Annotated in this window: 23 protein-coding genes; 15 read left to right on the top strand and 8 right to left on the bottom strand. The window is 53.2% G+C overall.

The window, feature by feature from the left end; translation table 11 throughout:
• The first annotated feature begins 8 nt into the window (after window positions 1-8).
• Window positions 9-2,249, top strand: a complete 2,241-nt coding sequence (locus tag H8B13_RS08650) for a xanthine dehydrogenase family protein molybdopterin-binding subunit (protein WP_187310415.1) — start codon at window positions 9-11, stop codon at window positions 2,247-2,249.
• Window positions 2,250-2,653: 404 nt separating this feature from the next.
• Here the strand turns inward: H8B13_RS08650 and H8B13_RS08645 are convergent, their stop codons facing one another.
• The gene (locus H8B13_RS08645) at window positions 2,654-3,031 is read right to left on the bottom strand and encodes a hypothetical protein (protein ID WP_222841382.1); all 378 of its coding nucleotides are present in this window, start codon (window positions 3,029-3,031) and stop codon (window positions 2,654-2,656) included.
• Window positions 3,032-3,237: 206 nt separating this feature from the next.
• Window positions 3,238-3,702 (bottom strand): MaoC family dehydratase, encoded by a 465-nt coding sequence (locus tag H8B13_RS08640; RefSeq protein ID WP_187310414.1) that lies wholly within the window; start codon window positions 3,700-3,702, stop codon window positions 3,238-3,240.
• Between the two features lie 233 nt (window positions 3,703-3,935).
• Between H8B13_RS08640 and bla the strand changes: the two genes are divergently transcribed.
• The 5 genes from bla to H8B13_RS08615 all read left to right on the top strand — a co-directional run bounded on the left by bla (window position 3,936) and on the right by H8B13_RS08615 (window position 9,298).
• Complete coding sequence (gene bla, locus H8B13_RS08635; protein ID WP_187310413.1) at window positions 3,936-4,868, top strand: subclass B3 metallo-beta-lactamase; 933 nt, start codon at window positions 3,936-3,938, stop codon at window positions 4,866-4,868.
• 81 nt (window positions 4,869-4,949) lie between these two features.
• Window positions 4,950-5,525: a hypothetical protein gene (locus H8B13_RS08630; protein ID WP_187310412.1), complete on the top strand. Its 576-nt coding sequence runs from the start codon at window positions 4,950-4,952 to the stop codon at window positions 5,523-5,525.
• Window positions 5,526-5,871: 346 nt separating this feature from the next.
• The gene (locus H8B13_RS08625; RefSeq protein ID WP_187310411.1) at window positions 5,872-6,807 is read left to right on the top strand and encodes a DUF808 domain-containing protein; all 936 of its coding nucleotides are present in this window, start codon (window positions 5,872-5,874) and stop codon (window positions 6,805-6,807) included.
• A gap of 560 nt (window positions 6,808-7,367) precedes the next feature.
• Window positions 7,368-8,198 (top strand): hypothetical protein, encoded by an 831-nt coding sequence (locus H8B13_RS08620; protein ID WP_187310410.1) that lies wholly within the window; start codon window positions 7,368-7,370, stop codon window positions 8,196-8,198.
• A 377-nt stretch (window positions 8,199-8,575) separates the two neighbouring features.
• Window positions 8,576-9,298 carry an NADPH-dependent F420 reductase gene (locus tag H8B13_RS08615; protein WP_187310409.1) on the top strand — a complete coding sequence of 241 codons (723 nt, stop codon included), beginning with the start codon at window positions 8,576-8,578 and terminating at the stop codon, window positions 9,296-9,298.
• 349 nt (window positions 9,299-9,647) lie between these two features.
• On the opposite strand, the gene H8B13_RS08610 is transcribed toward H8B13_RS08615, so the two are convergent.
• Entirely contained in the window at window positions 9,648-9,791 is a 144-nt protein-coding gene (locus H8B13_RS08610; protein ID WP_187310408.1) for a hypothetical protein, read from the bottom strand.
• Between the two features lie 314 nt (window positions 9,792-10,105).
• Between H8B13_RS08610 and H8B13_RS08605 the strand changes: the two genes are divergently transcribed.
• The 3 genes from H8B13_RS08605 to clpB all read left to right on the top strand — a co-directional run bounded on the left by H8B13_RS08605 (window position 10,106) and on the right by clpB (window position 13,664).
• A complete protein-coding gene (locus tag H8B13_RS08605; protein ID WP_187310407.1) occupies window positions 10,106-10,483 on the top strand; it encodes a hypothetical protein in 378 nt (125 codons plus the stop codon).
• A 23-nt stretch (window positions 10,484-10,506) separates the two neighbouring features.
• A complete protein-coding gene (locus H8B13_RS08600; protein WP_187310406.1) occupies window positions 10,507-10,950 on the top strand; it encodes a hypothetical protein in 444 nt (147 codons plus the stop codon).
• A 98-nt stretch (window positions 10,951-11,048) separates the two neighbouring features.
• A complete protein-coding gene (gene clpB, locus H8B13_RS08595; RefSeq protein WP_187310405.1) occupies window positions 11,049-13,664 on the top strand; it encodes an ATP-dependent chaperone ClpB in 2,616 nt (871 codons plus the stop codon).
• 129 nt (window positions 13,665-13,793) lie between these two features.
• Here the strand turns inward: clpB and H8B13_RS08590 are convergent, their stop codons facing one another.
• Window positions 13,794-14,135: a DoxX family protein gene (locus H8B13_RS08590; protein ID WP_187310404.1), complete on the bottom strand. Its 342-nt coding sequence runs from the start codon at window positions 14,133-14,135 to the stop codon at window positions 13,794-13,796.
• A 5-nt stretch (window positions 14,136-14,140) separates the two neighbouring features.
• Window positions 14,141-14,491: a DoxX family protein gene (locus tag H8B13_RS08585; protein ID WP_187310403.1), complete on the bottom strand. Its 351-nt coding sequence runs from the start codon at window positions 14,489-14,491 to the stop codon at window positions 14,141-14,143.
• Window positions 14,492-14,810: 319 nt separating this feature from the next.
• Here H8B13_RS08585 and H8B13_RS08580 point away from each other — a divergent pair, with 319 nt between their 5' ends.
• Entirely contained in the window at window positions 14,811-15,821 is a 1,011-nt protein-coding gene (locus H8B13_RS08580; protein WP_187310402.1) for an SMP-30/gluconolactonase/LRE family protein, read from the top strand.
• A 107-nt stretch (window positions 15,822-15,928) separates the two neighbouring features.
• Here H8B13_RS08580 and H8B13_RS08575 read toward each other — a convergent pair whose 3' ends face one another.
• On the bottom strand, window positions 15,929-16,360 hold the full coding sequence (locus H8B13_RS08575) for a hypothetical protein (RefSeq protein ID WP_187310401.1): 432 nt from the start codon (window positions 16,358-16,360) through the stop codon (window positions 15,929-15,931).
• A 182-nt stretch (window positions 16,361-16,542) separates the two neighbouring features.
• On the opposite strand from H8B13_RS08575, the gene H8B13_RS08570 reads away from it, so the two are divergent.
• From H8B13_RS08570 to H8B13_RS08555, 4 genes are all read left to right on the top strand, one after another.
• Entirely contained in the window at window positions 16,543-17,136 is a 594-nt protein-coding gene (locus H8B13_RS08570) for a HupE/UreJ family protein (RefSeq protein ID WP_187310400.1), read from the top strand.
• Window positions 17,137-17,261: 125 nt separating this feature from the next.
• Window positions 17,262-19,637: a M1 family metallopeptidase gene (locus H8B13_RS08565; RefSeq protein WP_187310399.1), complete on the top strand. Its 2,376-nt coding sequence runs from the start codon at window positions 17,262-17,264 to the stop codon at window positions 19,635-19,637.
• 168 nt (window positions 19,638-19,805) lie between these two features.
• Window positions 19,806-20,234 carry a hypothetical protein gene (locus H8B13_RS08560; protein WP_187310398.1) on the top strand — a complete coding sequence of 143 codons (429 nt, stop codon included), beginning with the start codon at window positions 19,806-19,808 and terminating at the stop codon, window positions 20,232-20,234.
• 42 nt (window positions 20,235-20,276) lie between these two features.
• Complete coding sequence (locus H8B13_RS08555) at window positions 20,277-20,651, top strand: PH domain-containing protein (protein ID WP_166074214.1); 375 nt, start codon at window positions 20,277-20,279, stop codon at window positions 20,649-20,651.
• 73 nt (window positions 20,652-20,724) lie between these two features.
• On the opposite strand, the gene H8B13_RS08550 is transcribed toward H8B13_RS08555, so the two are convergent.
• Window positions 20,725-22,104 carry an NAD(P)/FAD-dependent oxidoreductase gene (locus H8B13_RS08550; RefSeq protein ID WP_187310397.1) on the bottom strand — a complete coding sequence of 460 codons (1,380 nt, stop codon included), beginning with the start codon at window positions 22,102-22,104 and terminating at the stop codon, window positions 20,725-20,727.
• A 284-nt stretch (window positions 22,105-22,388) separates the two neighbouring features.
• On the bottom strand, window positions 22,389-23,072 hold the full coding sequence (locus tag H8B13_RS08545; RefSeq protein WP_187310396.1) for a carboxypeptidase-like regulatory domain-containing protein: 684 nt from the start codon (window positions 23,070-23,072) through the stop codon (window positions 22,389-22,391).
• Between the two features lie 113 nt (window positions 23,073-23,185).
• Between H8B13_RS08545 and H8B13_RS08540 the strand changes: the two genes are divergently transcribed.
• Window positions 23,186-23,581 carry an ArsR/SmtB family transcription factor gene (locus H8B13_RS08540; RefSeq protein WP_166074211.1) on the top strand — a complete coding sequence of 132 codons (396 nt, stop codon included), beginning with the start codon at window positions 23,186-23,188 and terminating at the stop codon, window positions 23,579-23,581.
• Window positions 23,582-23,599 lie beyond the last annotated feature (18 nt).

The raw sequence follows: 23,599 nt of genomic DNA, 5'->3' as shown, positions 1-23,599 counted from the left end.
TCGTGAATATGAAAACGCCAGAAAAGCAAATCGGAGCGCGGATGAACCGGGTGGATGGCCGCCAGAAAGTGACTGGTGCCGCTACCTACTCGGCCGAATACAAGCTGCCGGGCATCACCTACGCCGTCTTGGTGGGCAGCACCATCACCAAGGGCCGTATTACGTCCATTGACACCAAAGCCGCCGAACGGGCGCCGGGGGTGTTAGCCGTCATCACCCACTTCAACTCCCCCAAGGTGCCGGGCTTCGACACGGCGGGCAAGGACCCCTCGCAGCCGGCCACGGTGGGCGGCCCCATCAAGATTTTCAAGGACGACAAAATCCGCTTCAACGACCAGCCCATTGCTATTGTGGTAGCCGATTCGTTGGAGCGGGCGCGCTTCGCCGCAGGCCTGGTAAAAGGGCAATACGCGCAGGAAAAGCACCAAACCAACCTGGAAGCAAACAAGGCGCAGGCCTTCCTGCCAACCTCGGCCAAGAAGAACCCGAAGCACCCCATGAACGACTACCAGCGTGGTCAGGTGGATGCCTATAAAACCGGCGCCATCAAGCTGGAAAGCGAGTACGTGGTGCCCACCGAAGTGCACCATCCTATGGAGATGCAGGCCATTACGGCTCACTGGGAAGCTCCAGACCGCCTCACGATTTACGACAAAACCCAGGGCACAATGGCCACGCGCCGCGACTTTGCCCGCGAGTGGGGCTTGCCCGAAGAAAACGTGAAGGTGATTGCCACGTATGTGGGCGGCGCCTTTGGCAACGCCCTGCACAGCTGGCAGCATGAGTCGGCCGCTATCATCGCGGCCCGGGTCGTGAACCGGCCGGTGAAGCTCATGCTCACCCGCGAGCAGATGTTTACCATGGTGGGCTATCGGCCCTACACCTGGCAAAAACTGGGGATGAGCGCCACGCCTGACGGCAAAATCACGGCCATCACCCACGAGGCCATCGGTCAGACTTCGACCTTCGAGGAGTTCACGGAAGCAACGCTGGCCCAGACGCGCATGATGTATGAGTCGCCCAACCTGACCACGCGCTACCGTATTGCCTCCCTGGACGTGAACTCGCCCATCTGGATGCGCGGCCCCGGCGAGGCTACCGGAGCCTTTGCTCTGGAGTCGGCCATGGATGAAATGGCTCACCTGCTCAACATCGACCCCCTGGAATTTCGCCTGCGCAACTATACCGAGCAGGACCCCGAGAAAAACCGGCCCTGGTCGAGCAAATTTCTGAAGGAGTGCTACCAGCTCGGAGCCGAGCGCGTCGGCTGGAACAAGCGGCAGCTCAAGCCTGGCTCGCTGCGCGACGGCGACTGGCTCGTCGGCTACGGCATGGGTGTGGGCACTTTCGGGGCGCATCGCGGCTCTTCCAAAGCCAACATCCGCTTACTGCCCAATGGCACGGTACTGCTGCAAAGCGCCGTCACCGATATTGGCCCCGGCACGGCCACGGCCATGACCCAGATTGCCGCCGACACATTAGGACTAGCGCCCGAGAAAATCAAGTTTGAGTTGGGCAACTCCGACTTTGCGCAAGCGCCCACGCAGGGAGGCTCGGCCATTGTGAACACAGTGGGCCCGGCCGTGCAGGAAGCTTGCCTAGCCTTGAAGGAGAAGCTGCGCACGATGGCGGCCTCTAGCAATGCGGCCTTTGCGTCGACCGAGAAGGAAGACGTTTTATTTGCCGATGGCTACCTCACGCTGAATGGCAACCCCAATGCCCGCGTCCCCTTCGCTGACTTGCTGAAGCAGACTGATGGGGGCTTTGTAACGGTGGAGTCGAAGCCCCAGGGCGATGCCTCTAAGAGCTTTTCTATGTACTCCTTCTCGGTTCACTTTGCCGAAGTGCGAGTCCATGTCCTGACTGGTGAGGTGCGTGTGAGCAAGCTGGTATCCTGCGCGGATGCCGGAACCATTGTGAATGAAAAAACGGCCGGCAACCAGATGAAGGGTGGCGCCGTGGGCGGCATTGGCATGGCCTTGATGGAGCACGCCGTCATCGACGACCGGTTTGGCCGCTACATCACCAAGGACTTCGCTGACTATCACGTGCCGGTGCATGCCGACTCCCCGGACGTGCAGGTCGCGTTCGTGAATAAGCCCGACCCCCACGTGAATGCCCTGGGCACCAAAGGCATCGGCGAAATTGCCATCATCGGGGTAGCGCCAGCTATTGCCAACGCTATTTTCAACGCCACGGGCAAACGCCTCCGCGAGCTGCCCATCACCCCAGATAAGCTGCTGGTCTAGTTTCAGTGCAAAACGCAGTTGGGGGGCTTTTTTACTGGTATTTACTAGTAAAAAAGCCCCCCAGCTTTTATCTCGTCACTCCGGATATCACAATCAGCCAATAGAGGAAATATACCAGCGGAATGAGCATCATATACACCCACCAGGTTGGGTGCATCAGCCGGTCTTTCCAGCTTCTGTGGTCTTGTCTATGCGTATTCATGAGCTTAGCTACCGTTGGATAGTGCTGTTCTACCGAAATACGTCGTCTGCTGTGCCCCGCTATTGTTGGCTCTAAAGGTGCTCGCAACAGCTCCTTCTAGAGCAGGAACAATCGCGCGGTTCGCGCTTATGGCAGACTCATCAATTGCTGCACCCGCCGCGCTTCGGCCAGTGCCTTGCTACTCCCGAATCGGCGGCTTTTGCTAGCCCCGTTTCAGGCCCATGCGCTCCACTGTCTCGCCCTCAAAATCGAACTGAATAAGTATCGCGGGCTCCTCGCCTACTACCCACCCATCGTGGCCCGGCGCTATGGCTACCACCTGGGGGGCAATATATTCTTCTATTTCCCCATCTCTGTACTGAATAGCCAAGCGGCCCGCGGCCAGAAAGCCCACGTGAGCATGCTCGCACAGCTCCGTTCCAATCACCGGCTTCACGTCCTTCGACCACCGAAAGCCGACCGGGTACACCAGCCGCTTCACGCGCGAATTGCCGGTACGTACTACATCCACCTGCACGCCACCAATTTCGTGGCGCTCAGCATTTTTCAGGGGTCCTAATAATGTGTCAGTAGTCATCATAGATGCAGGGTGAAAACACGGAAAGTGAAACGCGGGAGCCTACTTAAATATAGTAAATTCTTGGCATTGGCTGATGCTGCCCGATTGGCTGGCGTCTGTCTCTGTTGACGCTTTAATCAAGGCATGACTATTCTTGCCTCACAACACATGCGTGGAGGGCTTTTTTCTGCCCTATCAGCCTTTTCAGCAACGATTTCTCAGCTGTTTTACTGCTCCTGAAAATGATACAGGAAAGTAATAACCCCGGTGTACGCAGGCTTTTTGGAATCCATAATTTCCAGCGTCACCTGCAGACGGGCTTTGGCAATGCCGCGCAGATTTGCCACCGAAAGCAGCGTAGCACGCAGGCGCACCTGGCTATTGACGATCACGGCCTGGTTGAAGCGCAGCTGCTCAATTTCGTAGTTGACCTGCATCTTAAGATTCTCGATAGCTACAATCTGCTGCCACAAATACGGCAGCAGCGCTACGGTGAGGTAGCCGTGGGCAATGGTAGCCTTGAACGGCGACTCGGCCAGCGCCCGCTCGGGGTCTACATGGATCCACTGATGATCGAGGGTGGCGGCGGCAAACTGGTTGATCTGCTCCTGCGTGACGGTGTGGTAGGCTGACACGCCCATTTCCTGCCCTACGAGGCTTTCTAATTCGGCTAAGCTGGTAATTGTGCGCATGGTTGCGGGTGGACTACGGAGGAGTATGAAAGCCCAAACATACATCTTGACCGGCGGTAATCGCAGCAAAATGCTATGTAGTACGGGCTATGAAGTAGGGCGAGCATTCAGCCCAGTCAATAAGCGAAGGAGATTTTTTTTAGTATTTGCTTGCATACTTTGAAAAACAAAGTACTTTTGAAACACCTTTAACGAGTATCAAACGCCTACCAGAAATCCGCAGCTTTCCTTCCATGATTACCGCCCAAAAAGGTACGCAAGGAAAGAGCCGTAAGCGCCAAATCCTGACAGTAGTTGGTGCCTTTATGGTTGCGGTGATGGTGTTTCTGTTTACCAAGTGGAAGGAGGCATCTGATAACGGCGGGCAGTTGCCACTGGCACCGTTCCGCATTGCCGGCAACCTCTATTATGTGGGTACCCGGGATGTTACTTCCTTTCTGCTTACCGGGCCCAAAGGCCACGTATTGATTGATGGCGGCTACCCCGGCACCGTCCCGATGATTCTCAAGAGCATTGCCACGCTCGGCTTTGCCATCAAGGATGTAAAAATCCTGCTCAACTCCCACGCTCACTTGGACCACGCAGGCGGCCTGGCAGCCCTGCAACAAGCATCGGGGGCCAAATTGTGGGTGAGCGAGGCAGATGCCGACATTGTAGCGTCGGGTGGCGCCAGCGACCGGAACATGGTTCCGGTGAATTTGCTCGTGTACCTGGGTCTCATCGACTTTCCCGTGCCCCGTGTCGACCACCGGTTTCAGGATGGCGCGCAAGTTCAGCTCGGACCTATCCAGCTCACGGCCCATCTCACGCCCGGCCACACGCCTGGCTGCACTACCTGGTCGTTCCCAGTCCGCGACGGCAACCGGGAGCTACTGGCAGTCAACGTAGGCGGCTTAACACTGCCCATGCCCGCGTCGCTGTTTGATTGGAACTACGATTCAGTTACTAAGCAGGATTTTGAGCACACCTTCAAAACACTACGGAGCCTGCCTGCTGACATCTACCTTACTCCTCATGCACGGGCTTTTAGCTTGAAGCGCAAATTAGGGGAACGCGCAAACGCCCAAGATTCAGTAGCCCCGTTTCTCGACCGAGCGGGCTATCTCGAAGACATCGGCAAAGCGGAGGTAGCGTTTCGCAAGGCGCTTCAGGAACAGCAGAAATAGTAGCTGCCCTTACGTCAGCAAAGAATATTCACCGACAACAACAGCGTTTTTCTTCACCCTCGAACTCAAATTCTTACTCTCATGACTCTCACAAAAAGTATTTCTCTTGTTGCGCTGGTTACCGGGCTCCTGCTGCTCATTCCCTTAACGGCTAAGCTGACGATGGCTAATATGCTCTGGACCGCAGAGGATTTTGTTGCCGCTGGCATCCTGCTGTTTGGCGCGGGCCTCACGTTTGTCCTGATTGCGCGGATGGGGGACAACACTACGTATCGACTAGCCGCCGGCTTGGCGGTGGCAGCCGGGCTCCTACTCGTGTGGGCGCAGTTGGTGGTGGGGCTCGTCGGGAGCGAAGATAACCCCGTTAACCTGTTGTTTGGCGCGGTGCTGGCCGTCGCCATCATCGGGGCTATGGTTGCGCGCTTCCAGCCACGGGGCATGTCCAACGCAATGTTTGCGGCCTCGCTGACGTATGTGGTGGTCACCCTACTGGCGCTATTCGTTTGGCCGCCCTCCCCTGACACCGCCGAGCCCCAGGTACACCTAGCGACTGTTCTAGCCGCTAATGGAATGTTTGCCGCAATTTGGGCCGTTTCGGGTTGGCTGTTTCTCCGCGCCAGCGCCACTAGCTCGAATCAAAACCGACAGGTAGCATAGTGGTGTAAGACAGCAAGCTACGCCCAATAATAGCCTGGCTATGTTATGACTGATGATTTTATACGTTATGAAATTACGTGCTCAGAATTGATAGATGAATAAGTATTAACAACTCATATTTACCTAGAAACAAGCAACGCCCCTAACCTCACAGGTTGCGGGGCGTTGCTGCTTGCTACACAGCTGGTCATGCGCTACACGCTCGCGCCAGTTGAAAGCACAGTATTACCGTAGTAGAACCCAGTCGTGCACCGTTGGCGAAATCGCTATAACTTGCCGGCAAGCTGGGCAGCGCAGAAACGCATACCCCTCTAAAAACGAGAATTAAGGAACGAACACATAGAATATGGCCTCAGGTTTTTTTGCGCTACTGGATGATATTTCCGCTTTGGTAAAGGTGAGCGCGGCTAGTTTAGATGACGTGCCTGCCCAGGTAGCCAAAACCACCGGCAAAGTTTCAGGCATTGTCATCGACGATACGGCGGTTACACCCAAGTACGTCGTGGGCCTCGACCCATCCCGTGAGCTTTCAATTATCTTTCGGATAGCGAAAAAGTCACTGATCAATAAGTTATTGATTCTGAGTCCGGCGGCCTTGCTGCTGGGATATTTCGCTCCTTGGGCCATCACGCCCATCTTGATGTTGGGGGGGGCTTATTTGTGCTTCGAAGGGTATGAGAAGGTGCACTCCATGTTTAGCAAGCACCCCGACGTGCCCGCTGAGAGCGAGCAGCTAAAACAGATTACGCCGGAGGAGTTGGAACAGGAACGGGTGGCCGGCGCCGTGCGCACCGATATTATCCTGTCGGCTGAAATCATGGCCATTGCTTATAGCCAGGTAACCGACCAGCCGGTAGTAAACCAGATTGCCGTAATGGCCGCCGTAGCTGTTTTCATCACCATAGCGGTATATGGCTTTGTGGGCTTAATCGTGAAAGCCGACGATATAGGGGTGCATCTGGCCCAAGATAAATTCCACCCCACTACGCAAAAATTCGGGCGCGGTATCGTGAAGTTTATGCCGCACTTCCTGAGTATCTTAAGCTATGTGGGCACTGCCGCCATGCTGTGGGTAGGGGCCGAAATCATCGCCCACGGCATTCCATTTACCGCTCATTTACTGCACGATCTGGAAGAGGCGTTAGCTCATATGCCGATTGTGGCCTGGCTTGCCAAGGCGCTGTCCTGTGCTATTGGCGGGCTAATGATTGGTTTTGTGGTTGAAAAAATAGTGCATCTAGGTAAGAAAGTATTTGGCAAGAAAAAAGAAGCTGTAGGATAACCCACCTAAAGCACCCGTCAGCCGCCGTACGGCGGCTGACGGGTGCTTAAAGTACACTACGCGCAACTTTCCTTCTCTCTTTAGCATGCGTTTAGCGCAGCATAAAGCAGCAATAAATAATTTGCTTAAAACTATTGCTATTTTGTTAAAGTATAGTACATTAGATAGAAATAATAATTGTTATCGGTCTTATCCTAGGTATTGTAGTTGAGCTTATTCTATGAGCTTTGGTACTGTCCTCTTGCAAAGGGCGGTGTTTGCTGCTGCGCTACCGGTATCGCAGCAGAACCTACTTTCTGTTCTCGTGTGTGGTTGCCACAGATGGGCACCAGCGGCACTAGCATCTTCCTGACTAAAGCTTTAACCGCCCTCCGTGCGTAGGGCAGCAGGGCCACGCCATGCCTGGTTGGTTTCATCCCCTGGTTGGTTTCATCCCAATGAGACGCCTACTGATGGCGGTCAGTCTTTTCTCCTGCGCAGCTAAGGCAGAGGACTTGAAAAGGAAGCCAGTGGTGGCAAGCACATAGAAGTTCATCTTTATCTGCATAACAGACCAAACCATGAAGCAACTTCACTTTGTAACTAGCTTAATTACCCGGGGGCTGCTGCTGGCCAGCGTTGCCTTTATTGTTCCTGCCTGTTCCCAGCCAGAGGAAGTTACACCCCGCCTCAGTACCCGTACCGAAAGCTTAGCCAAATCCGATAAAACCTACTACGGCCCTGCCGTGCCCATGGGCCGGGGAGTGGCAAGAGCATGGGTAACAGTAAATGCCGATAGAAAGCCCATTGCTTTAGGAATAGACGTGTCGGCTAAATCGGTGATGACGCAAGGCGACCATCCCACTGAATACACGCTCCAACTGCCTCATCAAGTGGCCGTACCGCCCTTCGACCACATTGATTTCGGCTGGAACCCAGAGGGACACGAGCCTGACGGCATTTATACCCTGCCCCACTTCGACCTGCATTTTTACATGATAACCCAGGCCTTGCAGGCCAGTATTCCTTTTCTGGCGCCGGTGACGGATAAAGGGCCAGTTTTCGACGTGTTTCCAGCGCCGGGATATCTGCCGGAAGACTACCAGATGGGGCCCGGACTGGTACCCAACATGGGCGCGCACTCCGTGGACCTGAGGGCGCCAGAATTTACCGGCGGCAAGTTTTCCAGAACCTTCATTTACGGCAGCTACCAAGGGCACATTACTTTCCTGGAGCCCATGTTTACGCTCGCCTACTTGCAGACGCTGGGTAGCGAGACCATTGAAATCCGGCAGCCCGCTTTCGTTGAGCGGGCAGGCTATTATCCTACGCACTACACTATTAGTTATGATGACAGCCCAAAGCAATACCGCATTTCGCTTGATAACCTAGTGTATCGTTCTGCTCAGTAAGACAGGAGTGAAAAGCAGTCGGCCCAGTAAAAAGGGATAGTACCTGCGCTATTCTATCATCTTTGCTCCTATACGAGTTCCGTGAAAAAGCCCCAGCGAGCTGCATGAGCAGCGGGCTGGGGCTTAGCATTGGTAGTAAGCTGACCAGCTTGACTGAACTGGGTAGACAGTAGGAACAATGGGTAGGCGCCACGCCTAGTACTGGCTCGCACGAGAGTTGCTGAGCGAAACAGGATCTTCTCAGCTCCATCCGGGAAGCCATGCCCCACGCAGCTAGCTCATGCCGGAAAAGCCCCCCAGCAAAACAATCCTGCCAGGCAGGTTGTCTTAGAATGCGTCGTTTTAATCAATAAGCGGCCCACATACTAATTCTGCTTATGAACATTGGAATCATCGGCGCCGGCCATATCGGCAGCGCCCTAGCCGTACGGCTCACCAGCCTCGGCCACTCGGTTTACATTGCCAACTCCCGCGGCCCCGAAACGCTAACCGACGTAGCCCAAAAAACCGGTGCTACCCCCGTTACGGCCCGCGAAGCTGCCCGCCACGGCGAAATCATTGTGGTGACCATTCCGCTGAAAAACATTCCCGACCTGCCCAAAGACTTGTTTGAGGGCGTGCCCGCCGACGTGCCAGTAATTGACACCAGCAACTACTACCCCATGCTGCGTGATGGCCAGATGCCCGAGTTGGAAAGCGGCGACCTGACCGAGAGCGAGTGGGTGCAGCAGCACCTGGGTCGGCCCGTCGTGAAAGTGTTCAACAACATCTACGCCGACCACCTCGAAAACAAGGGCCAGCCCGCTGGCACGCCCGGCCGCATCGCGCTGCCCGTAGCCGGCGACGATGCCGCCGCCAAGCAAAAGGTAATGGCGCTGGTCGACGAGCTGGGCTTCGACGCCGTGGACGCTGGCAGCCTGCACGAGTCGTGGCGCCAGCAGCCGGGCACCCCCTCGTACGGGGCCGACATGCCCGCCGCCGAGCTACAGCAGCACCTGGCCAGCCTAGGTACCCAGCGCACGCCCGAGCAGCACGCCCAATACCTGGCCAACCAAAACGCGGCCGAAAAACAGATGCAGGCCCAAGGCATCCAGCTGTAGTAAACCCGCTCAAGCCGGCTTTGGCCACCCAACCGCCAGCTGGTTGCTGCAAGCCCCAACGAAAGAGCTCCGGCAATTGCCGGAGCTCTTTCGTTGGGGCTTGCTCGATACAGAGGTATTGCCAAGTGCCAGGGCCGTTTCGAGTGCTGCCAGCCATGCCCCCGCTGCGGCCGCCGCTGAGCTAAACAGAAGTTACTTTTTAACTGGTGCGAGTTGAGCACAACGTAATTCGTATCTGAATGGTATGGAGACTAGGCCCCCGGTATTTGGGACGGGCTTCTGTTCTGATGTAGCTTGCCACTGCGCGAGAGTGGAGATACAGCATCCACCGCATTGATAGTCACGAGTTCTAAACTTGCACTAGTTGGGGCAGCTCCAGATCCAGAAGAAACGCTTCGGCCCGCACAACACCGCGTGCTTCTTCCTCATTCAGCCACTGCTTGTCGGTAAGGACGAGTAGATTATCCTCTGGCGCGTCGGTGTAGTAGCCCATGCATTCTGGTTGTTCCCTGCAAGATAAAAAGCCCCCCAGCACCCGTCACACCTGCGGCTGAAGGTGCTTGCAGAAACTGGTTCTGCTGGCGCGAGTTTAGCGTAGCGTAACTCGTGACATTCTTTGCCGGGAGGTTGCGCCTCTTACCGTTCTCGCTGCTTGCAGCCGGACTTGTTCTTGCGTAGCTTGTCGCTTTGCGCCAGTGGAGGTACAACTTCCACATCTTGACCAGTCACGAGCTAGAAGCTCACGCTAGTCGAGGGATTAGATGAAATACTGTCATTCTGTCTCAGTTTCTAATTCTACAATTAAGTATGGAAGAAGGCTTTATATATAGATTCAAATCAAAATACTCAAAGCACCCTTTTGTATTTATAAAAAATATAGATTCAGAAACTTTTATTAGGTGTATGATTACACACACTAAAAATTCTAGTAAGTATCCGCAAAATATAGCTATGAAAAATACCCATTTTGCTTCTTGCTTAGATAATGAAGAAAGCACAGAATACAAAGTGAGTTATGAAAGATCTAACCTTGTAAGACTTTTTTTAATTAAAAAACATAATCAAATATCTAGTAAGCCTGTCGGCAAATTAACAGACGAGGGTTTGCAATTTCTACAAAGCGCAGTAAATACTGATTCCTTAGTGCATTGGGACAACCCTCAAGATTGGCCAAAATTTGATTAGTAGAAATATTAAAGATTAGTTACATGGATCATATACCACAGGTTTTGAAGGACGCTTGCAACTTTATTATAAGTGATGAGATGTCAAAAAACAAGGCACATTTAGCAAGTTTACTACAACTCATATATGAACGCCATAGCGTATCAATAGCTAATTATTTAGAAAAATTAGTAGAAGATTACACTGAGGAATATAATGATAGAGACCCAGGAAGATTTGGAGACAGAGGAACCTATGATGGTGATTACAAAGAAGAGACTGTAAAAATTCATCGAAAAATGGAGGGGTACAAGTATTGCAAAAATCTTAATTCAGATATTTTAAATCAAATTCGAAGTAGTGCTGATCCAGCAATTCCGCTTCATCAAAGAACTGAAAATATTCGCTCGCTCACTATAAAACAAATCGAGCTTGCTATCGTAACCGCAGCCTGTTTCGACGATATTATGTTCCGCTCTACATTCTAAATCCCAGTCAAAAAGTCAGTAAAAGCTCTTCTGCACCTCGTTTGCTACGCCTCTCGTAGAACTTCCTAACCCGAAGCCTACCTAAAGACCTAGCAGCCATGAACTTTAATAATTATACGATTAAGGCACAGGAGGCCGTGCAGAAGGCCACTGAAATTGCCGGGGGCAATCAGCAGCAGGCCATCGAGACGGGCCACCTGCTGAAGGGCCTCTTCCAGAGCGACGAGAACGTACTGTCATTTCTGGCTAAAAAGCTGGGGGTGAACCTGAATATCCTCATGCCTCGCCTCGACGCTATTGTAGCTGCTTATCCGAAAGTAAGTGGCGGTTCGCCTTATTTATCGAATGACGCCAACGCGGCCTTGCAGCGGGCTACCGGCTTCCTCAAGGAGTTTGAGGATGAGTATGTGTCGGTGGAGCACCTGCTGCTGGGGCTGCTGGGGGGCAAAGACGCCGTAGCTACCCTGATGAAGGATGCCGGCTTTGCTGAGAAAGACCTGAAGGCTGCTATCAAGGAGCTGCGCGGGGGCCGCAAAGTAACCAGCCAGACCGCCGAGGACCAGTATCAGAGCCTCAACCGCTACTCCCGCAACCTCAACGAGCAGGTGCGCACCGGCAAGATGGACCCGGTAATTGGCCGCGATGAGGAAATCCGGCGGGTGCTCCAGATTCTGTCGCGCCGCACCAAGAACAACCCGGTGTTGCTGGGTGAGCCCGGCGTGGGCAAAACCGCCATTGTGGAGGGCCTGGCCCAGCGCATCGTGGCCGGCGACGTGCCCGAAAACCTCAAAGACAAGATCATCATGTCCTTGGACATGGGCTTGCTCATTGCGGGGGCCAAATACAAGGGCGAGTTTGAGGAGCGCCTCAAGTCCGTCATCAAAGAAGTAACCGACTCCGAAGGCCAGATCATCCTGTTCATCGACGAGATGCACACGCTAATTGGGGCCGGGGCGGGCGGCGAGGGGGCCATGGACGCGGCCAATCTGCTCAAGCCGGCTTTGGCGCGCGGTGAGTTGCATTCCATTGGCGCTACTACGCTCAAGGAATACCAGAAATATATTGAGAAGGATAAGGCCCTGGAGCGTCGTTTCCAGGCGGTGATGGTAGATGAGCCGAGCATTGAGGACGCCATCAGCATCATGCGCGGTATCAAGGAGAAGTATGAGCTGCACCACGGCGTGCGCATCACCGACGATGCCGTCATTGCCGCCGTGGAGCTGAGCAGCCGCTACATCACCGACCGTTTCCTGCCCGACAAAGCCATCGACCTGATGGACGAAGCGGCCGCCAAGCTGCGCATCGAGCTGAACTCTATGCCCGTGGAGCTGGACGAAGTGCAGCGCCGGATTATGCAGCTCGAAATTGAGCGCGAGGCCATTCGTCGGGAAGAAAACGTCGACCGGGAAAACGTGCTCAACAAAGAACTGAGCGAGCTGACCGCCAAACGTGACTCCTTGAAAGCGCAGTGGGAAAACGAGAAATCGGTGCTCACCAACATTCAGGAGCAGAAGGAAGCCATTGAGCGCTTCAAGGTAGAAGCCGAGCAAGCCGAGCGCCAAGGCGACTACGGCCGGGTGGCAGAGTTGCGCTACGGCAAGATTCAGGAAGCCGAAGCCAAGCTCAAAACCTTGCAGGATGAAGCCAACGCCAACAAAGACGGCGGTTCCATGCTCCAGGAAGTGGTGACCCACGAAGACATTGCCGAAGTAGTAGCCAAGTGGACCGGTATTCCAGTGAGCAAGATGCTGCAATCGGACCGCGAGAAGCTGCTGAATCTGGAGCAGGAGCTGGGTAAGCGCGTGGCCGGTCAGAGCGAGGCTATTGCGGCTATTTCCGATGCCGTGCGCCGTTCGCGGGCGGGCTTGCAGGACCCAAAGCGGCCTATCGGCTCGTTTATCTTCCTGGGCACCACCGGCGTGGGTAAAACCGAGCTGGCCAAGGCCCTGGCTGAGTACTTGTTCAACGATGAGAACTCGATGGTTCGCATCGATATGAGTGAGTACCAGGAGCGCCATGCCGTGTCGCGCCTGATTGGAGCGCCTCCCGGCTACGTGGGCTACGACGAAGGTGGTCAACTCACGGAAGCCGTGCGCCGCAAGCCGTACTCCGTGATTTTGCTCGATGAGATTGAGAAGGCGCACGCCGATGTGTTCAACATCTTGCTGCAAGTGCTGGATGATGGTCGCCTCACCGACAACAAAGGCCGGGTGGCGAACTTCAAGAATACCATCATCATCATGACCTCCAACACGGGTGCCGACCTCATTCAGAAGAATTTCAAAGAGCTGAACGAGTACAACCACGACGAAGTAGTGGACCGCACTCGTGAGGAAGTAATCGAGCGCCTGCGCCAGCACATGCGTCCTGAGTTCCTAAACCGCATCGACGAAATCGTGATGTTCCAGCCGCTGAAGCGCAAGGAAATACGCCGCATCGTTGACATCCAGTTCAAGCAGATTCAGCACCGTCTGGAAGAAGCCGGCATTCGGCTGGCAGCTACCGACGAGGTGCTCGACTTCCTCGGCGAGCAAGGCTTCGATCCGCAGTTTGGTGCTCGCCCCTTGAAGCGAGTATTACAGCGCCTAGTACTGAATGAGCTGTCGAAAGACATTCTGTCGGGCCGCGTGAGCAAAGACGCCGTAGTGGAAGCTGTGCTGGAAGACGGGCACATTCACTTCAATAATGTGAACGTGGAAATTCCGGGCGTATAAGCTTAGTTAGTTTGAATAAAAAAGCCCCCCAGCAATATGTTGGGGGGCTTTTTTGTGCGGATCAAATAAAAAAAACACTGATACTAGGCATCCTTACACAGGTTAATGCAGCAACTTATCATTGCATCCTTACCTGCCTATTGGTAGTGAGCTATACAGAATATACCCATTCAGCAGCGCGAACAAAAACGAGGGCAACGATAGCCAAAAGCCATCTTTAATCTTTATTCTGACGCCAAATCCCAGCAGCATCAGCAGGGCCAGACCACCAGATGCTAGCCACAAAATTACCGGGACTTTCAGGCCGACTAGCAAGCCTGCTGCGCCTAGGAGTTGGAGCGTTGCTGTTAGGGGACCAAACTTAGCCAGACCGTAGCGTTTGAATTCGTCCTTAAGGTATTGGGAGGTGAAATAGCTGATTCCAAAAAAGAAGAAGGAGATACTCGACAGCCAAATAGCAATGATTTCCATCGGGCCTAAACGCTGATAACGCCTGCGTACGCGCCGGCCACAAAAAGTGACAACAGCAGCAGCACAAACGACGGCACATATTTATGCCAGGGATTTCTCACCTTGATGTGAGCCACCTGCGCGCAGAGCATCAAAAAGGCCATTGCCAACGCCGAAGCGACCACAACATCAGGATACCAGATACCCACAATCAGCAAAGTAGCCAAGGCTATTTTGGCTGCCCCAACCATGGTGCGTACTAGATCGGGCAATCCGTATTGCTTGAATTCCGTGACGATATTATCGAAGCGAAATACCCACACCACGACGATCGAAAGGGCGATTATAAGCTGGGCTGCTATGACTAATGGGCTCATCTTTGGTTTGTTAGGTTTCAGATTGCAACCACCCTTATTTAAGTACCGCTACTTAGTACCGTCACTAAGCAGACCACGCCACTATCCATTTCTCTATCGGCATGAGATAAAGCATAAGCGGGCTACTAATGTTCAGGCTGAAAAAGGTTATTAGTCTGCGGCTTATTGCTGAAAAAGGTTATTAGTCTGCGGCTTATTATAGGCAGCCTTAGTAACGCTTATCCAAGTAGTGTATATAATCTTGCTCTAGTCAGTCTGTTATGCATTGAAGGTCGTATAGTCATTCTATTGATTTATTGACCTTTAACCATCCCTTTCTATGCTTCACTCCTTCTCTTTCAGGCAGGCAGGAACAACTGCTTTGCCTCGCTTTATTCGTGTGGCTGCCTTAGCTGTTGGCCTGACAAGCTTGCTGCCCGGTTGCGTGCAGGAAGACGGCACTATTCCGAATCCGTTTACGCCCGCTAAAATTACCGTTGCTGAGCCGCGTGTTCATCCGGAAGGAATACGCTACGACGAGCTCAATCAGCGCTATTTTGTTAGCTCTCGCACACAAGGACGCATTGGCGCGGTGAAGGACGACGGCAGCTACCGGACGTTTGCGGATGATCCACGATTAGTTTCTACTATCGGGCTCAATATCGATGCCGGTCGCCAGCGCCTGCTCGCAGCCGTATCAGATGGAGGAGGCAATACCAGCCGCTCCACGCCGGCTACAACGCGTCGGTTGGCTGCCTTGGCTATTTTTAATCTCAACAGCGGGGCCCTGACCAGGTATGTAGATTTGGGAGCCTTGCGACCCACGCAACAGCATTTTGCCAATGATATAGCCATCGACCTTGATGGCAATGCTTACATTACTGACAGCTTCTCCCCTGTTATCTATAAGGTAGACCTGCAAGGCAATGCTTCTGTATTTCTGGAAAATCAGCAGCTAAGTGGTGGTACGGGCTTTGGTCTAAACGGCATTGTATTTCATCCCGGTGGGTATCTGTTGGTGGCCAAAGCGAATGATGGCGCCTTGTTTAAAGTACCTGTCAAGAACCCTGAAGCATTTACGCGCGTGACCGTTAGTCAGAGCTTAGTCGGTGCTGATGGGCTGTTAATACTCACACCCGAAACTCTCCTGGTGGTATCGGGTGGCCAGCAAACCGTATTCCGAATCAACAGCACTGACAACTGGACCACAGCCCGCGCTACGGGCAGCTTTGCAACAGGTCCCGTTGGTCCGACCACCATCACGCGCCGCAGCCTCACCGACGCTTACGTGCTTTATCCTTACACAGCCACGTCGCCATTTTTTGAGATTGTAAAGGTTAACTTCCAGTAACCGGACCTTTGATACGCCTGATGCGGCAGCGAAAGCAAAGCCACGTTTGCTTCTTACAAAAAAGCCCCCTAGAATAACTCCGGAGGGTTTTTTTGTGAATTAATAGTTCAACGAGCAAAATGCTTTCGCTTCAGCCGCTTCCTTACATAAGGGGGCAGCGTATTGGATTGCTCATAGAGGGATATGGTTTGCTCTTCTTTGGCTTTGCTAAAGCGGGTCAGCTTGCCAACTCCTACAGCTCCGGGAATACCACCGAGCACTGCCACCCCTACGAGAGTGCCACTGGGTGAACTGGAGAAGCCATCCGTGGCGCCGCTGCTCGCCGCTACCGACACAATACGTAAGGCAAAGGCGCCCCCGATTCCGGTCCAAATCCAGCCTCCGGTGCGGTGGCGTTGGAATAGGTGTCGTACGGCCCGCACAGTATCAGCCTGGGAAGGAGAAATGGTCGACTGGGTTACAGTCGTTTGGGCGGCCGCTGAACCCATTGTTAGGAAGAAACCGACCGCAAGGGCCGTCGAACGTATTTGTTTTGTCATGGAAGAAGCTAAAAGCGGATGGTAAAGTGGCGTAAGTTACCACGGCCGTTTATGGTCACGAAAAATTTAGCTACCGAGCGCGCTCACCTGTAGCAGCGGCAGCATTATTCTCTCGGATATTCACCTGTTCCTTCGCATCCGCTGCCAAATTCAATAGTTAGAATAAATATTAGCTTTGCCGCATGTCCGTTTTCTCGACTTACCTGCAGCTCGGCTTTTTTCACATCTTTAACCTGCAGGCCTACGACCATTTAGTGTTTCTGCTGGCCTTGTGCGCGCCTTACGTACTCAGTGACTGGAGACGGGTAGTGGCTTTGGTTACAAGCTTCACCGTCGGGCATAGTATCACGCTGGCGTTGGCTACGCTGGGTTTCGTGCAGTACAGCTCCAGCCTGATTGAAATCTTAATTCCTGTTACCATTCTGCTCACCTGTGTTGTAAACATGAGTCGAGCTGGGCGCGATTTCAAGCGCAATCAGCCTATTGTTCTCACGTTACCCAATGCCTTGGCGGTCATATTCGGGCTGATACACGGACTCGGTTTTTCCAGCTATCTGCGCGAGCTACTTGGGCAGAATACGCGCCCCGTGCTGGAGCTACTGGCCTTCAACATTGGCGTTGAACTTGGCCAATTGCTCATTGTAGCCCTTATACTAGTGCTGGGCTTTGTAGTGCTACGCGTGTTTCGGGCGGTCCGCCGCGACTGGGTGCTGGTTGTCAGTGGCGCCGCGGCCGGTATTGCCCTTATTCTCCTGCTAGGGAACTTCGCTGACTAAGAGCGTATTGTGGGGGGCAAATCTGCCCCTGAGCTGCGGTATTATTAGCAGACAATATGTTACGGATTCATTAAGTGGATTTCCTTAAATTTGCTTTCCTCCTTCCTGATTTTCTGTTTGTTTTTATGTTGAGAAATCTTCTCTTGCTCGTCGGTGGCATTGGACTGAGCGCCGCGCCGCTGATGGCGCAAACGCCTTCTATCCAGAACACCAATTCCGGCACCGACAAATTTGCCCAGCTCGGCACCGAGCTACCCACCCCCAACACGTTTCGGACGGCTTCGGGCGCACCGGGCTCCCAGTACTGGCAGCAGCGCGCTGACTACGATATTAAGGTGCGCCTCGACGACGAGAAGCAAGCCATTTCGGGCACTGAGGATATTACCTACACCAACCTCTCGCCTGACGTGCTGACCTATTTGTGGGTACAGCTCGACCAGAATATATACGATAAAAATTCCATGACCACTTCTACGCAGACGGCTGAGTTGCAGCCGCGCATGTCGTTTGGAGCCATGGACTACTTGGCCCGCGCCGATTTCGATGGTGGGTTTAAGATTGAGTCGGTAAAGCAGAAAGGTGGTAAGGCCCTGCCGCACGTGGTTAACCACACCATGATGCGCGTGGATCTGCCCCAGCCTTTGCAGCCCAAGCAGTCGTTCACGTTCAGCATTGCGTTTCGTTACAACATCAACGACGTGCTTAAGCTTGGTGGTCGTTCGGGCTACGAGTATTTCCCGGAGGATAAAAACTACCTCTACGAAATCGCCCAGTTTCACCCCCGCATGGCCGTGTACGACGACGTAAACGGCTGGCAGCACAAGCAGTTTCTGGGCAGCGGCGAGTTTGCCTTGCCCTTCGGTAACTACAAAGTAAGCATCACGGCCCCCGCCGACCACGTGGTCGGCGCGACGGGTACTCTCCAGAATCCTGACCAAGTACTGTCGGCTACGCAGCGCAAGCGTTTGGCCCAAGCTATGGATGCCAAAAAGCCAGTTGTAATTGTGACCCAGGCGGAGGCTGAGCAAGCCGAGAAAGGCCGTGCTAAAGGCACCAAGACCTGGAATTTCGCCGCTAAAAACGTGCGTGACTTTGCTTTCGCCAGTTCCCGCAAGTTTATCTGGGATGCCATGGGTCTGAAGATTGAAGGCAAGCCAATTGTAGCCATGTCGTACTACCCGAAAGAGGGTAACCCGCTATGGGGCCAATACTCGACGGAAGCCGTAGCGCACACCCTCAAGACCTATTCCAAGCGTACCATTCCGTATCAGTACCCCGTAGCTATTTCGGTGCACGGCCCGATTGGCGGCATGGAATACCCTATGCTTTCTTTCAATGGCTATCGTCCTGAGAAGGATGGCACATACTCGGCAAACACCAAATACGGCCTGATTTCGGTGATTATCCACGAAGTAGGGCACAACTTCTTCCCCATGATCGTGAACTCCGACGAGCGGCAGTGGACGTGGATGGACGAAGGGCTGAACACGTTTATGCAGTACCTCTCGGAGCAGGAATGGGAGCGTAACTACCCTTCGCGTCGCGGTGAGCCCGCCAAAATGGTGGATTATATGCGCATGGATAAGAGCCTGCAAACCCCGATTATGACCAACTCGGAATCGGTATTGCAGCTCGGCAACAACGCTTACGGCAAGCCCGCAACCGGCCTGAATATCCTACGCGAAACCATCATGGGCCGCGAGCTATTCGACTATGCTTTTCAAGAATACGCGCGTCGCTGGGCTTACAAGCACCCCACGCCTGCCGACTTCTTCCGCACCATGGAAGACGCATCCGGTGTTGACCTCGACTGGTTCTGGCGCGGCTGGTTCTACACCAACGACCGCACTGATATCGCTATTGAAGGCGTGAAGTGGTACACCGTCGATTCCAAAAACCCTGAAATTGAAAATGCCCGCAAGCGTCAAGAGCTAAACGCGGAGCCCAAGACTTTGTCTCAGCAGCGCAACCTTCAGGACATCAAGCGCACGCTGGTAGATGATGAGAAGCCCGGCCTTAAGGACTTCTATAATTCTTACGACCCTATCGCCACGACGGAGGCCGACAAGCAACGCTACCAAGAATACGTGAAGAAACTGAAGCCTGAGCAGCAGAAGCGTCTGAACGAAGGACTTCACTTCTACGAAGTAGGTTTGCGCAATATTGGCGGCTTAGTGATGCCTGTGGTTGTGCAAATGACTTATGAGGATGGCAAGCAGGAAGTAGTAAACATTCCGGCCGAAATCTGGCGTCGAAACAACGAGCAAGTGACGAAAGTATTCGTTACGGATAAGCCCGTAATAGCCTTTACGCTGGACCCATTCCTGCAAACTGCCGATACGGACTTGAGCAACAACGCCTATCCGCGCAAATTGGCCCCCAGCCGCTTCGAGTTGTTTGAGCAGCAGCAGCGCACGCAGCCAAACCCCATGCAACAGCAGCCGAGCGCTACGCAGGCAGTGCCAGCAAGCAGCGGTGCTACAGGTGGCGGCACGAATTAGGAAGCGTTTCACATTTCAACCAAAAAGAGCCACCCAAAATTGGGTGGCTCTTTTTGGTTGAAGAAGTACGTTCTGAATACAAATTAGTATCAAGGTTGAGCTATGGTTGCAACCTAAGTATTGGTATCAGGCTCCTATCTGCACACAAGCAAATTTAGCCCAATCCCAATGAGAAAAGCCTATATCATTCTATTATATGCCAGCATTATAGTCACCACCGTAGCGTGCGAAAAAGAGGACAACTTTAGCAATGAATGCGTGAGCAGCACGATGTTAGGGACGACTTGCGAAGGCGCGTTTTTGCTACAGATTGATACGGCCTTACCGATCGGGACAAGCGTTTATTTTAGTGGCGATATGGGAGCGCCTATTCCAGGACCAGCCGCCGTTCCTGCTACCTACGCCAATGTGGTACAAACCTTTCAGAACCTCCCTACTCTGCGCCGAGGTGAACAGTTATTTATCCGACTTAGGCCCGCAACTTCTGCTGAGAAGGTTGAGCGCTTCTGTACAGCTAACAAAATAATGTATACTGCACCGCAGGTTATGGTTACTGACTCCTTTTGCACAGCTGGTAAAACTATTCTAGTCAAGTAATTTTTCGTTGTAGCTTCGTCTTCCACCAACTCCACACCGATTATGGGACTTCTCGACGGATTAATTGGCAATGCTTCGGAAAGCGACGCCCAGGAATTGCAACAAGAACTCAGTCGCCTGCTGGCCACTGACGAGCGGGTTGAAAAAGCTTTCGTCATTATCCGCGACCAGCTTATTTTCACGAATAAGCGCCTGATTTTGGTGGATAAACAAGGTATTACGGGGAAGAAGAAGGAGTTTTTGAGTGTGCCGTATCGTAGCATTGAGCGCTTCTCAATGGAAACCACCGGGCACTTCGACCTCGATGCGGAGCTAAAAATCTGGGTGCGCGGCCAGACGGATGCCATCAGCAAAACCTTCCGCAACGACCGCAACATTTATGATGTAAGTAAAGCGCTTGCCGACTACGCTCTTTAGTAGAGGTTTCGCAATAAAAAGCCCCCCAGCATTCCGTTGGGAGGCTTTTTTCGTATGTTAATTTACCTTTTAGCTACCTTGTTACGGGCGTTTGAATAGCGGGCGGCGTCGGGTTATACTCCGGTGTAGCATTCTGGTGCTCAGCCTTTTTCTTCCCCTGATCGTCCTTCACATCGCGGCGGCTGAAGGGCCGAATAATGAGGCGTAGGGCTTGATCGGAGCTGAAGTAGCTGAACGCCCAGTCGACGAAGGCTACGACTTTATTACGGAAGCCAACAAGTGTCATCAAGTGCACAAACAACCAAGTAAACCAACCCAAAATACCGCTGAAATGCACGTCTTTGGGCAAGTCAACTACGGCTTTGTTGCGGCTCACAATGGCCATCACGCCTTTATTAACATACTCGAAGTTCTTGGGCGTTTCGTTACGCATAATGCGCTGGAGGTTTTCGGCCAATAATTCGGCTTGCTGCTGCGCTACGGGTGCCAGCATGGGCATGCCGCGGGGCATCTCCTCCGTCACCATATTGGCCACGTCGCCGATGGCGAAGACATTTTGGAAGCCTTCCACCTGGTTCCAACGGTTCACGCTGATGCGCTTATTGCGGGCTACAACTTCGGGGGGCAAACCGGGTACTTCGGCCCCATTCACCCCAGCCGCCCAGATCAGGTTTTCAGTTGGAATATATTCGGTATCGGAGTAATAGGCCCGGCAGTTTTCAAACCGTTTGATGGACGTATTCAAACGCACAATCACTCCGAGCTCTTCCAAGTAGCGCTTCGACTCCTGCTGCGACTTCACCGACATTGGCCCAAGCACGGCTGGTCCGGCTTCCACCAGAATAACCTGCATCTGCTGCAAATCCAGTTCCGGGTAGTCTTTGGGCAGCACGTGGCGGCGCATCTCGGCCAGAGAGCCACTGATTTCGACGCCCGTAGGTCCGCCGCCGACTACTACGATATTCAGCAACGCCTGCTTCTCCTCCGGGTTTTCGGTGAGCAGCGCTTTCTCAAAGTTCTGGAAAATAAAGCTGCGCAAATTCAGGGCATTCGGAATGCTCTTGATTTGCATGGCATTCTTCTCAATGCTCTCGATGCCGAAGAAATTGGTAAGTGAGCCGGTGGCAATTACCAAATAATCGTAGCGAATATCGCCCACGCTGGTGTGCACCAAGTTGCGCTCGGGCACGACGCGCTGCACGTCGGCCATGCGATAGAAAAAGTTTTTCTGGCCCGCGAAAATCTTGCGAATTGGATATGCGATGCTATCCGCTTCAAGGGCGCCAGTAGCCACCTGGTACAGAAGCGGCTGAAAATTGTGGTAGTTATTGCGGTCGATGACGACAACTTGCACGGGCGCGTGGCGCAATTCTTTCGCCAGCCGCAAACCCGCAAATCCGCAGCCGATAATAACGACGCGCGGATGGGAAGAAACCGGGAGGTTCGTATCCATAATACTGAAAAACAAGGTATAAGGTGCTGCGTTGAGCACTCAATGGCCAGTTCCCACGTGGAACCAGCACGGATGGTTTTACAGTAAAACCCACTTACTGGTTGTCCTGTTTTTCAGACAGTTGAGCTTGGTGGGCTCTTTCTTCTAAAGTCGGTCATATAGAGCGCAGCGAAGCATCTCGCTCGCTTCGTTGCAATACTAACTCTGACGACCGCACGTGAGATGCTTCGCTGCGCTCTGCATGACGGCCTGGGGGGCTTTTACTGCCCTAACAAGCTAGCTGCTTAGTAGTCTACGCCTTCCTTTTTCTTGAACTCCCCATCTTTCACCTGCTGGATTAGTTTCAGCCAGCTAAAAGGATTCAATAAAGGATTGTTGGTTTGAGGTGTTTGGCCCATACCCATGCGCCGGTCGTAGCCCTGCTGCTGCTGTTGAAGGGTCTGCCGGTAGTTGCCGGCACTGGTGACGGGTGCATTATTGAAAATCTGGCGGAGCACGTCGGGGCTCAGGTTTCTGGCGGCACTGCTACCGCGCTCCTTAGGTAGCTTTAAGGCTAGAAAAGCTTCTTTAAACTCCTTTTCTGTGGCGTAGGGGAATACCCGTACTTCTGGCAGCACTGTCACGTCTTCTTGTAGTGAGACAATAACCGAGTAGCTCTGCCGCGGATAATCAGGCGGGATGATGACGTATTGATTGCGGTAGCCCAATGAGCGAATCACGATGCTGTCGCCGGTGAGTACGGGTAGCGAGAAGTAACCGTACAAATTGGTAGCCGTGCCTCGCCCCGCCGAAGGAACAAATACGGTAGCGCCCGGCACACCCAGCAAACTATCACCAGTGGCCACAATACCTGAGAACTGCACTACGCGCCGTTGCCCCTGCCCGTGGCCTGCCATAGGTGCCAGAAAAAAAAGCACTAACAGCAGCCCTAGCGTGGCCACAACATAAATTCGACTCTTATCAGACATACTTGGATGTGCTATACTGCAATAATACGGCTCTTTGACAGGTCGAAGCCGGACGGGCTGTAAATTTGTTTCGTTTTATGCGGGGGCTATTTCCCAGCTTTGTTCGGTAAAGGATGCGTCTTAAACACTTCAGCGTTGCATTTGGTCAGCAACTATTTAAGGCCCTCGGCGACGAGTCGCGGGTGCGCATGCTGCATTTGCTTTGGCGCAACCAGGAAATGTGCATTTCCGACCTCGAACAGGTCTTGGACTTCACCCAAACCAAAACCTCCCGCCAATTATTGTATCTGAAAAACGCGGGCTTGGTCAGCTTTCGGCGACTCGACAATTGGGCCTTCTATTTTATAAAGGACGAAATGGCGGACCTGGTTCACCAGTTTTTGGGTTACATGGAAAAAGACCCTCAACTGATGCGCGATCAGCAGATTTACCAAACGCTCTGGTCGAATCGGGAGTTGGCCGCGTACAAGCTTCAGAATCGCCGCTGGACGGGCTATCAACCAGCATAAGGGTGTTGGCCTGCGCGG

The sequence above is a fragment of the Hymenobacter sp. BT188 genome (assembly GCF_014333585.1).
Taxonomy (GTDB): Bacteria; Bacteroidota; Bacteroidia; order Cytophagales; family Hymenobacteraceae; genus Hymenobacter.
The sequence above is the reverse complement of the archived record's forward strand: the minus strand, read 5'-3'. Positions and strand labels throughout refer to the sequence as shown.

What these genes read in the sequence shown, in the direction of transcription:
- H8B13_RS08650 (WP_187310415.1), top strand. Translation starts at nt 9, where the DNA reads ATGAAAACGCCAGAAAAGCAAATCGGAGCGCGGATGAACCGGGTGGAT.
- H8B13_RS08645 (WP_222841382.1), bottom strand. Translation starts at nt 3,031, where the DNA reads ATGATGACTACTGACACATTATTAGGACCCCTGAAAAATGCTGAGCGC.
- H8B13_RS08640 (WP_187310414.1), bottom strand. Translation starts at nt 3,702, where the DNA reads ATGCGCACAATTACCAGCTTAGCCGAATTAGAAAGCCTCGTAGGGCAG.
- bla (WP_187310413.1), top strand. Translation starts at nt 3,936, where the DNA reads ATGATTACCGCCCAAAAAGGTACGCAAGGAAAGAGCCGTAAGCGCCAA.
- H8B13_RS08630 (WP_187310412.1), top strand. Translation starts at nt 4,950, where the DNA reads ATGACTCTCACAAAAAGTATTTCTCTTGTTGCGCTGGTTACCGGGCTC.
- H8B13_RS08625 (WP_187310411.1), top strand. Translation starts at nt 5,872, where the DNA reads ATGGCCTCAGGTTTTTTTGCGCTACTGGATGATATTTCCGCTTTGGTA.
- H8B13_RS08620 (WP_187310410.1), top strand. Translation starts at nt 7,368, where the DNA reads ATGAAGCAACTTCACTTTGTAACTAGCTTAATTACCCGGGGGCTGCTG.
- H8B13_RS08615 (WP_187310409.1), top strand. Translation starts at nt 8,576, where the DNA reads ATGAACATTGGAATCATCGGCGCCGGCCATATCGGCAGCGCCCTAGCC.
- H8B13_RS08610 (WP_187310408.1), bottom strand. Translation starts at nt 9,791, where the DNA reads ATGGGCTACTACACCGACGCGCCAGAGGATAATCTACTCGTCCTTACC.
- H8B13_RS08605 (WP_187310407.1), top strand. Translation starts at nt 10,106, where the DNA reads ATGGAAGAAGGCTTTATATATAGATTCAAATCAAAATACTCAAAGCAC.
- H8B13_RS08600 (WP_187310406.1), top strand. Translation starts at nt 10,507, where the DNA reads ATGGATCATATACCACAGGTTTTGAAGGACGCTTGCAACTTTATTATA.
- clpB (WP_187310405.1), top strand. Translation starts at nt 11,049, where the DNA reads ATGAACTTTAATAATTATACGATTAAGGCACAGGAGGCCGTGCAGAAG.
- H8B13_RS08590 (WP_187310404.1), bottom strand. Translation starts at nt 14,135, where the DNA reads ATGGAAATCATTGCTATTTGGCTGTCGAGTATCTCCTTCTTCTTTTTT.
- H8B13_RS08585 (WP_187310403.1), bottom strand. Translation starts at nt 14,491, where the DNA reads ATGAGCCCATTAGTCATAGCAGCCCAGCTTATAATCGCCCTTTCGATC.
- H8B13_RS08580 (WP_187310402.1), top strand. Translation starts at nt 14,811, where the DNA reads ATGCTTCACTCCTTCTCTTTCAGGCAGGCAGGAACAACTGCTTTGCCT.
- H8B13_RS08575 (WP_187310401.1), bottom strand. Translation starts at nt 16,360, where the DNA reads ATGACAAAACAAATACGTTCGACGGCCCTTGCGGTCGGTTTCTTCCTA.
- H8B13_RS08570 (WP_187310400.1), top strand. Translation starts at nt 16,543, where the DNA reads ATGTCCGTTTTCTCGACTTACCTGCAGCTCGGCTTTTTTCACATCTTT.
- H8B13_RS08565 (WP_187310399.1), top strand. Translation starts at nt 17,262, where the DNA reads ATGTTGAGAAATCTTCTCTTGCTCGTCGGTGGCATTGGACTGAGCGCC.
- H8B13_RS08560 (WP_187310398.1), top strand. Translation starts at nt 19,806, where the DNA reads ATGAGAAAAGCCTATATCATTCTATTATATGCCAGCATTATAGTCACC.
- H8B13_RS08555 (WP_166074214.1), top strand. Translation starts at nt 20,277, where the DNA reads ATGGGACTTCTCGACGGATTAATTGGCAATGCTTCGGAAAGCGACGCC.
- H8B13_RS08550 (WP_187310397.1), bottom strand. Translation starts at nt 22,104, where the DNA reads ATGGATACGAACCTCCCGGTTTCTTCCCATCCGCGCGTCGTTATTATC.
- H8B13_RS08545 (WP_187310396.1), bottom strand. Translation starts at nt 23,072, where the DNA reads ATGTCTGATAAGAGTCGAATTTATGTTGTGGCCACGCTAGGGCTGCTG.
- H8B13_RS08540 (WP_166074211.1), top strand. Translation starts at nt 23,186, where the DNA reads ATGCGTCTTAAACACTTCAGCGTTGCATTTGGTCAGCAACTATTTAAG.